The sequence below is a fragment of the Collimonas sp. NPDC087041 genome (genome assembly GCF_044745265.1).
GTDB lineage: Bacteria > Pseudomonadota > Gammaproteobacteria > Burkholderiales > Burkholderiaceae_D > Collimonas.
Genome location: NZ_JBIUZX010000006.1, coordinates 141,864 through 153,982 on the forward strand (window position 1 = coordinate 141,864; position 12,119 = coordinate 153,982).

A 12,119-nucleotide genomic window follows, 5' to 3' on the forward strand; every position below is an offset into this window, starting at 1 on the left:
TCCCAGCTGCGGCTGGGACGCACCATCAAATTATCTTGGCTGTGCGGCCGCGGCGTTCAAATGCCGCTGCCGCGAGGCACGTGCTGCCCAGTCATCCGGCACCACGAATCCGCGACGAGTTTCCAGCGCATATTCACCATCCGAGCGGAGAGTCGCCAGCAACAGCGGCGATCCATCGATGGCGAAATGCTGCGATAACGCCAGCCGTGCTGCGGCCGGACTGAGCGCTTGTTCAACGGTCATTTTTGCCGGCGCCAGCCAACGCAGACGCGGCAACAATTGATACAGCGCATTTTCATCCAGTTGCAGGTCCGACAAACTGCTCCAATAACCACGGCAGGCGTACGCGGACACTCCTGGCACCGCGGACTGTTGCGACTCATTTCCCGGATAAAACAACCAGCCTTTTACCAGCGCTTGTGCTGCTGTGACTGGCTCGGTCAAGTGCACCTGAGAGGCTGGATGCAGTGACAGCGCCAACTGTTGCTGCAGGATCTTTTGCATTTTTGCGCCCAGCGAATCGGCCAGGTTGGGCCCAAGGAAATCGTCGGCTTGTAAAGTGCCGCCGCTGCTCTCCAGCAGATAAAACTTGGTGGCAAATTCCCAATGCGCTACACCGCCATCAAGCCGCAACAGGAAGTCGAATTCACCTACCGTATCGTTCTTGCTGGCCCTGACTTGCACGCTGTGTGCGACCAGAAGCTGCCGCTGCTCAAAGTAAAACGCCAGCAGTTTTTCGGCGTACAAGCCAAGCCGGGTCGATGGCAAGCGACCGATGTAGGTATGTAGCGCCTGCAATTTCTGCGGAGTTTGGTCGTATTCAGCCAGCCATGCAGCCAAATCGGGATCAACATACGTGGCAATTTTCCCCTGCCACTGCGGCGCGGCTGCATCAAGCAGGTCAGGCGCATCCAGTAACCAGGCCAGCGCTCGCACATGCGGGTCCGTCAGATGGTTCCAGCGCCGGTGGAAAACTTCCTGGCAGCCGCCGGTTAGCTCACTCGCCGACTTGTGCATAGGTACTCATGGCCAGGCACAGGTCGGCCCAGACCTTGCCCTTGTCACCCAGTTGCCGCAACAGATAAGCCGGGTGATAAGTGACGATCAGCGGACGATCGGCGTAGCGATGCACGCTACCGCGCAGTTTGGACACAGGTGTCGCCGGGTCCAGCCCGAGCAGCGACAAGGCCGCCGTCTTGCCGAGCGCAACCAGGACGGTCGGCTGAATCAGTTCTATCTGGCGCTGCAGGTACGGCATGCAAGCCGCCACTTCTTCCGGCGATGGCGGCCGGTCGCGGCCGGTGCCGTCGGTTGGCCGGCATTTGACGATATTCGCGATATAGGCGTTCTCGCCACGCTTGAGGCCCATCGCCAGCAGGATGTTATCGAGCAATTTGCCGGCAGGGCCAACAAACGGTTCGCCCTGCATATCCTCGTTGCGCCCCGGGCCTTCGCCGATGAACAACCATTTGGCCTTGTTGTCGCCAACCCCGAATACTGTATTTTTACGTCCATGACATAAACCGCAAGCAGTGCAGCTGGCGACCGCCTGCTGCAATTGCGGCCAGTCCATGGCCAATGGCGAAACCATCTCAGGAACCGCGATGTGCGGCACAGGCACTGACGCCGGCGCACTGTCATCAGACCATGCTGAAGACTCGTTCACAGGCTCGCCAACAATTGTGGATTCGACGATGGCCGACATCGCTTCGGCCTGCAATCCTGCCGCAACGTCTGTAACCTGTTGCGGCATGGTCTCGATTGCCTCTGGCGCGGCGTCCAGTAATTCAATGCCACCTTCACGCCTGACCCAGATTGGGCCCAGGCCAATTTCGTCGAGGAAAGCACTGCGCCGGTTCATGTCGCTCATAACGGCAACCTCATCACAATCGCTTCTTCGCGCTGGTCGCCGGCCGCCGGATAGTAATCGCGGCGACGGCCGATCTCGGTAAAACCGTAGCGCTGGTAAATGGCAATCGCGCGCGTGTTCGACGGCCGCACCTCAAGCAATATCGATTGCATGTGCCGCTGCCGCGCCACTTCGCACACCTGGTCCAACAGCATCTTTCCGATGCCGCGCCGGTGCATGTCGCCATGGACGCTGATGTTCAGCAAATGCGCCTCGTCCACAACCGCCATCATGAAAAAATAACCCAGCAAAATTCCGGACGCATCACGCAACACCCAGCACTGGTAGCCGCTCTGGATCGAGTCGACGAAATTGCCATGGGTCCAAGGGTGCGAATACACGCTCTTTTCAATCGCCACCACTTCATCCAGGTCTTCGACCCGCATGACGGCAAAGGAAAATGGCCGCTGCAAGGTTGCCGGCGTTTGGAAATTTGCACTCATGCACTCACCTTGGCCGCCCTCTCGGCGGTGGTCAACGCCACTTTATTTCGCAGATATAACGGTTGCGCCTCAACAGCGCTCAAGCCGCGGCCGTGGGCCAGCGCCACACCGCCCAACAGCGCGATCTGGCGCGCATGTGGCATGATGGCCGGTAAGCCAGCTGCAGCGTAGGAGGCCGCGGCAAATGCCGACGCATAAGCCGACAATCCATTGCCGCAGGCTTGCAGCGGAGACGAAGCACCCGCCAGCGGCAATGCCTGCTCGGGCGCTGACAATGTGGGCGCAACGATTTCCTTCCAGGCTGCGCCATCGAAGCGATATTGCGCCCAGTAGACCTCGCCCATGCGCGCATCCAGGATCGCCAGTACTTCGCCCGTGCCATTCAAATCGCGGCAGGCTTGTGCCATGGCCTCCAGCGTCACCACCGGCAGCACCGGCAGGTCAGCGCCGAAAGCCAATCCCTGCACGATACCGCAGGCGGTACGTACCCCGGTAAACGAGCCGGGGCCGACCCCAAAGGCCAAGCCATCGCACTGCGCCAGGCCGATTCCAGCCTCGGCCAGCAGGCTTTGCACCATCGGCAGTATGGATTGGGAATGCGTCTGCACCCCCGTCGTTTCACGGATAATCATTTGGCCGTCACGCAGGATCGCGGCGGAGGCCAGTTCGGTAGATGTTTCAATGGCAAGAATGGTCTGCATGGGCCGTATTTTACCGCGCCGGAGGGTGCTTCGGCTGCCCGCAACCTGAATCCCCGGCCGGATTCCGTGGAAATTGGCGGGAAACGTGGCGAAGCATCCGTATCCGAGCAGAATCCAGCGCACTCACTGTAAAATACTGTGCATGCTGATCCTTACTCTCGACAACGACAATCGCCACGAACTGACCGATATCCTGACCGCCGACGGCTGGGTTGTGGCTTGCCTGTGTGCCGCCTGGTGCGGCAGTTGTCGCGAATATTTCACGAACTTCACGGCGCTGGCGCAACGCCATCCGCAACTGCAGTTTGCCTGGATCGACATCGAAGACCAGGCCGACCTGATCGGCGATCTGGACGTCGACAACTTCCCGACCCTTTTGATCCAGCGTGGCGACGTGGTGGCTTTCCTGGCCCCGGTTGAAATGGATTTGCGCCTGGCGGAGAGAGTCCTGCTGGCGCAGATGGCAAAGAGCCCGGAGGAGCTGCTGGCCGAAGCGCAAGGCAGCGTCGAACGGCGTCATTGGCAGCAGGATGGGAATTTATTGCGGCGCTTGAAAGATGTTCAGGCTTGAACCGTAATTCGCCACGCTGCGGTGGCTCTTAAACTCTGTCCCGCAAAGCGTCAAGATGCCAGCCAAGGGTCGCAATCCGGATGCGGAAATTGCACCATCATGAAATCGACAAAACTGCGTACCTTGGCCGATAACAGACGTCGGCTCGGGTACACCAGGCTGACCGCGACCTTGTTGATCTGGTAGTCCGGCAACACACGTACCAGACGCCCGGCCACCACGTCATCGCCGAGCGTATACGAACTGCGCATCGCGATCCCCATGCCGGCCAACAGGCAATGACGCAACAGATCGGTATTGTTCGACATCACCTTGCTGGTAATCGGCACGATCGAGGTGCCTTCAGCCGACTGGAAAGTCCAGTGATGACGCAAATGTTCCAGTGAAAAATTCAGGCAGGAATGCTGCGCCAGATCTTCCGGCACCTTTGGCACGCCATGCTCTGCGATGTAGGCCGGCGAAGCGCACAGCAGCACCTCTGCAATGCCCAGCTGGCGCGCAACCATGCCGGCATCAAACTTCTGGTTGACTGAAAAAACGCCGACATCAAAACCTTCTTCGATCAGATCGACCGTACGATCCGACAATGTCACATCGAGCTGGACATCCGGATACTGCTTCGAATACAAGGGCAGCAAACGCGCCAACTGCGTTTGGCCAAAGCCAATTTGCGAATAGATATGCAAGGTGCCGGCTGGATTGCTGGACATCACCGAAGCGGCGGCTTCAGCCTCATCGATTTCATCGAGTATCTGGCGCACCCGCTCCAGATAAGCCTGGCCCGGCTCGGTCAAGGCCATGCGGCGGGTGGAACGGTGCAACAGACGAATGCCGAGATGATTCTCCAGATCGGCCACCAGCCTGGTAACCACTGCGTTGGACATGTCCAATGCGGTGGCGGCTGCAACGAAGCTACCCTGCTCGACCACCTTGGCAAAAACCCGCATGGATTGCAAACGATCCATATCTTTTTATTTCCCTTATCTTGTCAAAAATGCCGATGAAGCAAGGTCTCCGCTACACGACCAGACCCAACGGCCAGCAATGCATTTCACTTGCTCAGCAAGGCGATCAGAGCCACCACCAAGGCCAGCACCGCAACGCCAGTGGCTATCCCGCACAGTATGCCGGCGCGCCGCAATTTTGCATCGACCAGTTGCACCTCTTGCTCGAGCAACGGCAACGCGGTTTTCAATTGCTCTGCAAGTACCTTGATCTCGCCCAGGTTCTGCAGCGATGCACCCTGCAGCTCCGTGACCTGCTGCTGCAGTATCTGGATCTGGCTCTCTTCCGTATTGCCTTTGCGGCGGGTAAACACCGGCACCGCAACGGAAATAATATCGCTCACATAAGGGAGCACCGCCTTTGTTACTGAAAGCCATGCCGACATGCTGATTCTCCCATTTCTACTTTCTCTTCACCCTGCCCGGATTGAAGAAAACTGTTTCTCGACAACGTCATCTCAACCGGCTTGTTGAAATATCTGCTGGTCCGCCACGCCGGTATCGCCCGGTCGCAGCAAGCGCCCTGCAGCAATCGTGATCGTCTGCCGGCACTGCATGGCGATCGACGTATCGTGGGTCACCAGGATCAGGGTCGAGCCGCGCTCCTGGTTCAAATCGAACATCAACTGGATGACCGCATCGCCGGTGGCGGCATCCAGGCTGCCGGTTGGCTCGTCGGCAAACAATAATGGTGGCTCTGTCACGAAGGCACGCGCCAACGCCACCCGCTGCTGTTCACCGCCCGACAGGTATTTCGGATAATGGCGTAAGCGCGTCGCCAGTCCGACCCGCTCCAGCTTGGCCTCGGCCTTTTCACGAGCATCCTTGTCGCCACGCAATTCAAGCGGCAGCATGACGTTTTCCAGCGCGCTCAAATGCCCTAGCAATTGAAACGACTGGAATACAAAGCCAAGTTTCTCCTTGCGCAATCCCGCCCGGCCATCTTCATCCAGCGCGAAAATATCAGTGCCGTCGATACGCACCGTTCCTGCGGACGGCGTATCCAGCCCGGCCAGCAACCCCAGCAGGGTCGACTTGCCCGAGCCCGAGGCGCCGACGATTGCCAGTGTCGCACCGCCCTGGACGTTAAAATTGATATCATCGAGAATCACCAGCTCGCCGCTGGCGTCGGCCACGCGCTTGCTGAGACGCTGGACGTCAATGGCGGGCGCCTTGGCATTCGCCGTTACAGGAACAATAGAAGAGGATTGATGCATGCAGATTATCGACTCCGGGTTGGAAAATGGTTTTCAGGGATTGAGCGCAGGCGCGGGTAGCAAGATCATCCGCAGCATACGACTGGCCGCGTTATTGCTTGGACTGTTCGGCCTAGTATGGACGAACAATGCTTATTCTGCATCAAAATCGATTCTGGTGTTAGGCGACAGCCTTTCCGCGGAATATGGCCTGGCGCGCGGCAGCGGCTGGGTGGCCTTGCTGCAGCAGCGCCTGAAGCAGGAAAAACTCGACGCCAGCACTACCAATGCCAGCATCAGCGGCGAGACCACCAGCGGCGGCAAGACGCGGCTGCCGGCATTGCTGCAGCAACACCCGGATATCGTCATCATCGAACTGGGCGCCAACGATGCATTGCGCGGCCTGCAACTGAAAGCCACCGAAGACAACCTGCGCGGCATGATCGATGCCGCCCAAAAGGCAAAAGCAAAAGTGCTGCTGGTTGGCATGCGGATTCCCCCAAACTACGGACGCGATTACACCGAAAAATTCTTTGCGCTATACGGTACGCTGGCAAAGCAAACCAAAGTTTCGCTGGTGCCCTTCCTGCTGGCTGGAGTTCCGGATAAACCGGAAATGTTCCAGGCCGATCGAATCCACCCGGTTGCCCAGGCCCATCCAATCATATTGGACAATGTCTGGTCAGGTTTAAAACCGCTGCTCACCAAATAACGCCGTCGCATAAAAAAAGCCACTTGAATGAAGTGGCTTTTTTATTTCAGGCAGCAGCGCTGCCTTGGCTATTATCTATCTTACGGAGCGTCGGTGCTGACCGGCGCCGATGCTGCGGACTTCAGTATCTTGACCTTGGCTTTCTCTTTCAAGACATCTACATATGCCAGCATTTCCTGTTGCGCCAATACGCTGGTGATCTGCTGTTGCTCTGCAGTGCGGCGTGCCTGGTCGATTGTAGCCGGTTGCGCAACCTTGCCGATCCGATACAGCGCGTAACCCTGCTGCGGCAACTCGACACCAACAAATGCCGGCAGCTTGTTGACGTCAGCCTTCATCACTGCCTCGAACTCCAGCGGATTGATACCCTCGCTCTTGGCACGGGATATGGTCTGGACTGCGCCGAAGCCAGCGCTGCTGTCCGCCGCTTTCAAGGCGGCCAGCTTTTCTTCGCCGGCTTTCTTGGCCAACGCCACCTCTTCAGTGCGCGTTACCTTGTCGCGAATAATTGCCTGGACTTCTTCAAACGAACGCTTCGTCACGGGCTTGAATTCGACCACATGGCCGGCAATGAAAGTATTCGGAGCAATTTCAACGGCTTCGGTGTTGTGCTTGTTCTTCAGCGCTTCATCCGAATACAGGGCAGTCAGGAATTTCTGGTTGTTGAACGGAGCCGTAGGGGCCACAGCAGGATTCACTTTGCGACCAAGATTCTCGGCAGTCTGAATCTGCAGGTGCAGCTTATCGGCCACCGGCTTCAGGCTGTCTGCCTGTTCGTAGACCGTATTGCTGAACGTTTCAGCCAACTCGGCAAATTTCTTGGCTGCCAGTTGTTTCTTGATTTCAGCGCTGATATCGGCCTTGACGTCTTCCAGCGGCTTCACTTGAGCCGGCTTGATGCCGGTCAGCTCAATGATGTGATAGCCGAAGTTGGATTGCACCAGATCGCTGATCTCGCCCTGCTTCAGTTTGACAGCAACATCGGCGTACTGCTTCAACATGCCATCTCTGGTCGAATAACCCATATCACCGCCAAGCTCAGCAGAAGCGGCATCTTGTGAATTGGCTTTAGCCAATTTCGCAAAATCGGACGGATTCTTGCGTACTTCGGCCAACAAACTCTCCGCCTTGGTCTTTGCCGCAGCCTGCTCGGCTGCCGGCGCATCTTTCTTGACCGAAATCAGGATATGGCTGGTACGACGTTCTTCCGGTGTCGTGTAATGGGCCAGGTTATTGTCGTAATAAGATTTGACGTCGGCATCGCTGACCGTTACCTGCGCGGCAGCTGCAGCGCTGTCCAGTACAACGTATTCGGCCTTGACCTGCTCAGGGATTTCAAATTCCTTGGCATTCTTGGTGTAGTAATCCTGCAGCATGGCGTCGGTCACCTTGACCTGCGCGGCGTAGTCTTGTGCCTTGAACTGCAACTCCTGCACTTCACGCTCCTGATCACCAATATCGGACAGGCGTGTCGCTACTGTTTTCGGTGTAAAGGCGGTGGATTGCACGGCGCCGTTCAATTGCTGCATCGCCAGTTCCTGGCGCAGGCGGGCGGCGTAGGAGACTTGCGTCATGCCCTGGGCTGCCAATAATTGATTGAACAAGTTGCTGTCGAACTTGCCATCGGCGCCGACCAGATTCGGGAACATGCCCAGAATAGTCTGCTGCAATACTGGATCCGACACGGTCAGGAGTTCGCGGCTAGCTGTCGCCGCCAGGACGCGTTGCGTGATCAGGTTATCCAGTACGCCCTGTTTGGCTTCCGGCGTCTCCAGCATCTTCGGATCGAAGCGCTCGCCAAATGCCTGCTGCATGCGGCTCATCTGGTCGCGCAGGGCTGCATCCCAATCCTGCTGCGTGATCGGCTGACCGGCGACCTTGGCCACCGTATTGGCGCTATCGCCAAAGCTGCTATAGCTTTGCAGCCCGACAAGAGCAAAGGAAGGAATGATCAGCAACAGCAACAGAAACTGCATCAAGCGCTGATGGTTACGTACGAATTCAAACATGGTCGGCCAATCGAGAACGCGCTGCCAGCAAACAAGGCAGCAATACAAATCGGGGTTGCATATGAAAAAAGGCGAACTCTCGTTCGCCTTTTTGTATTTTGGCGGAGTGGACGGGACTCGAACCCGCGACCCCCGGCGTGACAGGCCGGTATTCTAACCAGCTGAACTACCACTCCTAAAACTGCTATTGCACATCATCGCTGATCCGCATTTCTTACCTGACTGCGTTGGTGGGTGCTGAGAGGCTCGAACTCCCGACCTACGCCTTGTAAGGGCGCCGCTCTACCAACTGAGCTAAGCACCCTTGCGCTACCTTCATCCATCGCTTTAATTCAAACAAGCGCTGAACTGAAACACGACAATTTAGCCAGTCAAGCTTTTGGCGTTTGTCACCACGCCAAAAGACGCTAGTTTACAGCATCTTTCAACGCTTTGCCAGGCTTAAATTTAGGAACTTTCGCTGCCTTGATCTTAATCGCTTCGCCGGTACGCGGATTACGGCCAGTACGCGCCGCGCGTTTGCCAACCGAGAACGTGCCGAAGCCGACCAGGGTGACCGAGCCATTTTTCTTCAGGGTGGTTTTTACAGCGGCGATCACTGCGTCCAGCGCGCGCGTCGACGCGGCTTTGGAAATATCGGCCGACTTCGCAATGTGATCGATTAATTCGGTTTTATTCACTTAGGTCCCCTCGTATGAATGGAAATTCGAGATGATGTTTGTGCCCGCCTTTTTTGCGGCGGCCATCGCTGATGGGCGCAGAAAAAAATCTGCTGTCCGTATTAAACAAGCCGCAAAGCCTTGTGTCAAGCGGATTACAGGCGAGTTTGGCAGGGTTTAACCTGATTTCACAAACTTGGCAGATTCAACATTCAAATCTTCTGAAGATATAAAAAAAGCGCTCTTGCGAGCGCTTTTTTGAGAACGGCGAAGCTGCGATTAACAGCCGCCTTCTTTCTTCCGACTAATGTTTGACCACGGTAGGATCCGACTTCTCACTGCCCTTTGCGACCGCTGCATCGAGCACTGCCTCCTCTTCCGTCAACGGTACAGGCTGCCGCTCCAGCGCAATTTCCAGGACCTTGTCGATCCAACGCACCGGCACGATTTCCAGCTTGTTCTTGACGTTGTCCGGAATCTCGGCCAAGTCCTTCACATTCTGCTCTGGAATCAAGACCGTCTTGATGCCGCCACGATGCGCCGCCAACAGCTTTTCTTTCAAGCCGCCGATTGGCAAGACCTCGCCGCGCAAGGTGATTTCACCCGTCATTGCGACATCCGCACGCACTGGAATTCCGGTAAAGATCGAGACCAAAGCGGTTGTCATCCCAACACCGGCCGACGGTCCGTCTTTCGGTGTCGCGCCTTCCGGTACGTGGATGTGGATATCGCTCTTCTCGAACGCTTCCCCCTTGATGCCCAGTTTCGCGGCGCGGCTGCGCATCACGGTACGCGCAGCCTCGATCGATTCCTTCATCACGTCGCCCAAGGTACCGGTACGAATGATCGCGCCCTTGCCCGGCATCTTGACGGCTTCGATGGTCAGCAATTCGCCGCCCACTTCAGTCCATGCAAGGCCGACCACCTGGCCGATCTGATTCTCTTTCTCGGCAACGCCGTAGTCGAAGCGCCGCACACCGAGGAATTTATCGATGTTCTTCGACGTGACGGCAACCTTTTTCTCCTGCTTCTTCAACAGCAGCAGCTTGACCACCTTGCGGCAGATCTTGGAGATTTCGCGTTCCAGCGAACGTACCCCGGCTTCACGCGTGTAATAACGAATGATGTCGCGGATCGCGCCTTCGGCAACGGTGATTTCCTCAGCCTTCAAACCATTGTTCTTGATTTGCTTAGGCAGCAGGTAGCGTTGCGCGATGTTGGTCTTTTCATCTTCGGTGTAGCCCGACAAACGAATCACTTCCATCCGGTCCAGCAATGCCGGCGGAATATTGAAGGAGTTCGAAGTCGCCACGAACATCACATCCGACAAGTCGAAATCGACTTCGATGTAATGGTCCGAGAACGTATGGTTCTGTTCCGGATCCAGCACTTCCAGCAGAGCCGAAGAAGGATCGCCGCGGAAATCCATGCCGAGCTTGTCGATCTCGTCCAGCAGGAACAGCGGATTGCGCACGCCGACCTTGGCCAGGCTTTGCAAGATCTTGCCTGGCATCGAGCCGATGTAGGTGCGACGATGGCCACGAATCTCGGCCTCATCACGCACGCCACCCAAAGCCATCCGCACGAACTTGCGGTTGGTGGCGCGGGCGATCGATTGTCCCAGCGAGGTTTTACCCACGCCTGGAGGACCGACGAAGCACAGGATCGGCGCTTTCAGCTTGTCGACGCGCTGTTGCACGGCAAGATATTCCAGGATGCGTTCTTTGACCTTATCCAGGCCATAGTGATCGCCTTCCAGGACTTTCTCGGCATTGCCCAGTTCGTTATTGACCTTGGATTTTTTCTTCCATGGCAAACCGACCAGGGTATCGATGTAGTTGCGCACCACGGTCGCTTCGGCTGACATCGGCGACATCAGTTTCAGCTTCTTCAGTTCGCTCTGGGCTTTTTCCAGGGCTTCCTTAGGCATCTTGGCGGCCAGGATCTTCTTTTCCAGCTCTTCCAGATCGGCGCCTTCTTCGCCTTCGCCCAACTCCTTCTGGATCGCCTTGACCTGCTCGTTCAGATAGTATTCGCGCTGCGATTTTTCCATCTGCCGTTTGACGCGGCCACGGATGCGCTTTTCAACCTGCAGGATGTCCAGCTCACCTTCGAGCTGACCCAGTAAGTGCTCATAGCGCTTGGCGATGTTGAAGATTTCCAGGATCACCTGTTTTTGCTCAAGTTTAAGCGGCAGGTGCGCGGCGATCGTGTCAGCCAGGCGGCCGGCATCGTCGATGCCCGACAGCGAAGTCAGGATCTCAGGCGGGATCTTCTTGTTCAGTTTGACGTATTGGTCGAACTGCTGGACGATGGCGCGACGCATCGCTTCCACCTCAGCCTCATCGCCCAATTCGGATTCGACCGGCGTCAGGTCGGCGATGAAATGCGTGTCGAGTTCGCTGATGTGATGGATACGGGCGCGCTGCGCACCTTCCACCAGCACCTTGACGGTGCCATCAGGCAATTTCAACATTTGCAAAATGTTGGCGACGCAGCCGATCTCATAGATATCGTCCGGCGACGGTTCATCCTTGGCGGCAGCCTTCTGGGCGGCAAGCATGATGCTCTTGCCCTGCTCCATGGCAGCTTCCAGGGCCTTGATGGACTTCGGGCGGCCGACGAACAAAGGGATCACCATATGCGGGAATACCACCACATCCCGTAAAGGCAAGAGAGGCAACTGAGTTTGTTCAGTAAATGTAGAAGTCGTCATGGCGAGCCTTATCAAAAAAACTTATTAATGATGTTGGCACGAGTGGCCGAAACTCAAGCCCCAGTTTCAACAATAAATCACCACTTCTATTTGCGATGCGCTTGTGATGCAGTTTGTGATGCATGTGCGGTGGCAAATAAAAAAGCCACACGCGAAGGTAACTTCGGGTGGCTTTTCGATTGAAGCCAATTGAATTATG

At 56.6% G+C, this 12,119-nt stretch carries 12 protein-coding genes and 2 tRNA genes; 2 read left to right on the forward strand and 12 right to left on the reverse strand.

Annotation, left to right across the window (positions count from 1 at the left end; all coding sequences use genetic code 11):
- Positions 1-30 precede the first annotated feature (30 nt).
- Genes ACIPF8_RS13000 through tsaB form a run of 4 tightly spaced genes read right to left on the reverse strand, consistent with a single transcriptional unit; the run spans position 31 to position 3,053 of the window.
- The gene (locus tag ACIPF8_RS13000) at positions 31-1,017 is read right to left on the reverse strand and encodes a DUF1853 family protein (protein WP_400421530.1); all 987 of its coding nucleotides are present in this window, start codon (positions 1,015-1,017) and stop codon (positions 31-33) included.
- Positions 998-1,870 carry a uracil-DNA glycosylase family protein gene (locus ACIPF8_RS13005; RefSeq protein WP_400421531.1) on the reverse strand — a complete coding sequence of 291 codons (873 nt, stop codon included), beginning with the start codon at positions 1,868-1,870 and terminating at the stop codon, positions 998-1,000. Before ACIPF8_RS13005 ends, ACIPF8_RS13000 begins: the two co-directional genes overlap by 20 nt.
- Entirely contained in the window at positions 1,867-2,352 is a 486-nt protein-coding gene (gene rimI / locus ACIPF8_RS13010) for a ribosomal protein S18-alanine N-acetyltransferase (protein WP_400421533.1), read from the reverse strand. The genes ACIPF8_RS13005 and rimI overlap by 4 nt, the downstream gene beginning before the upstream one ends.
- The gene (gene tsaB / locus ACIPF8_RS13015; RefSeq protein WP_400421535.1) at positions 2,349-3,053 is read right to left on the reverse strand and encodes a tRNA (adenosine(37)-N6)-threonylcarbamoyltransferase complex dimerization subunit type 1 TsaB; all 705 of its coding nucleotides are present in this window, start codon (positions 3,051-3,053) and stop codon (positions 2,349-2,351) included. The genes rimI and tsaB overlap by 4 nt, the downstream gene beginning before the upstream one ends.
- Before the next feature lie 142 nt (positions 3,054-3,195).
- Here tsaB and ACIPF8_RS13020 point away from each other — a divergent pair, with 142 nt between their 5' ends.
- On the forward strand, positions 3,196-3,624 hold the full coding sequence (locus ACIPF8_RS13020) for a thioredoxin family protein (protein WP_400421536.1): 429 nt from the start codon (positions 3,196-3,198) through the stop codon (positions 3,622-3,624).
- A gap of 50 nt (positions 3,625-3,674) precedes the next feature.
- Here ACIPF8_RS13020 and ACIPF8_RS13025 read toward each other — a convergent pair whose 3' ends face one another.
- From ACIPF8_RS13025 to ACIPF8_RS13035, 3 genes are all read right to left on the reverse strand, one after another.
- The gene (locus tag ACIPF8_RS13025; protein WP_400421538.1) at positions 3,675-4,589 is read right to left on the reverse strand and encodes a LysR family transcriptional regulator; all 915 of its coding nucleotides are present in this window, start codon (positions 4,587-4,589) and stop codon (positions 3,675-3,677) included.
- An 86-nt stretch (positions 4,590-4,675) separates the two neighbouring features.
- Positions 4,676-5,014, reverse strand: coding sequence for a hypothetical protein (locus ACIPF8_RS13030; RefSeq protein WP_400421540.1), 339 nt, complete (start codon positions 5,012-5,014; stop codon positions 4,676-4,678).
- A 72-nt stretch (positions 5,015-5,086) separates the two neighbouring features.
- Entirely contained in the window at positions 5,087-5,845 is a 759-nt protein-coding gene (locus ACIPF8_RS13035; RefSeq protein WP_400421542.1) for an ABC transporter ATP-binding protein, read from the reverse strand.
- Between ACIPF8_RS13035 and ACIPF8_RS13040 the strand changes: the two genes are divergently transcribed.
- Positions 5,844-6,536 (forward strand): arylesterase, encoded by a 693-nt coding sequence (locus tag ACIPF8_RS13040; RefSeq protein WP_400421544.1) that lies wholly within the window; start codon positions 5,844-5,846, stop codon positions 6,534-6,536. The two genes, ACIPF8_RS13035 and ACIPF8_RS13040, sit on opposite strands and share 2 nt — an antisense overlap.
- A gap of 80 nt (positions 6,537-6,616) precedes the next feature.
- On the opposite strand, the gene ACIPF8_RS13045 is transcribed toward ACIPF8_RS13040, so the two are convergent.
- The 5 genes from ACIPF8_RS13045 to lon form a co-directional block, all read right to left on the reverse strand.
- Positions 6,617-8,545 carry a SurA N-terminal domain-containing protein gene (locus ACIPF8_RS13045; protein ID WP_400421546.1) on the reverse strand — a complete coding sequence of 643 codons (1,929 nt, stop codon included), beginning with the start codon at positions 8,543-8,545 and terminating at the stop codon, positions 6,617-6,619.
- A 99-nt stretch (positions 8,546-8,644) separates the two neighbouring features.
- Positions 8,645-8,721 (reverse strand) — tRNA-Asp (locus ACIPF8_RS13050).
- Between the two features lie 52 nt (positions 8,722-8,773).
- Positions 8,774-8,849 (reverse strand) — tRNA-Val (locus tag ACIPF8_RS13055).
- A gap of 103 nt (positions 8,850-8,952) precedes the next feature.
- Positions 8,953-9,225: an HU family DNA-binding protein gene (locus ACIPF8_RS13060; RefSeq protein WP_014006418.1), complete on the reverse strand. Its 273-nt coding sequence runs from the start codon at positions 9,223-9,225 to the stop codon at positions 8,953-8,955.
- Positions 9,226-9,508: 283 nt separating this feature from the next.
- The gene (lon, locus tag ACIPF8_RS13065; protein ID WP_400421548.1) at positions 9,509-11,920 is read right to left on the reverse strand and encodes an endopeptidase La; all 2,412 of its coding nucleotides are present in this window, start codon (positions 11,918-11,920) and stop codon (positions 9,509-9,511) included.
- Positions 11,921-12,119 lie beyond the last annotated feature (199 nt).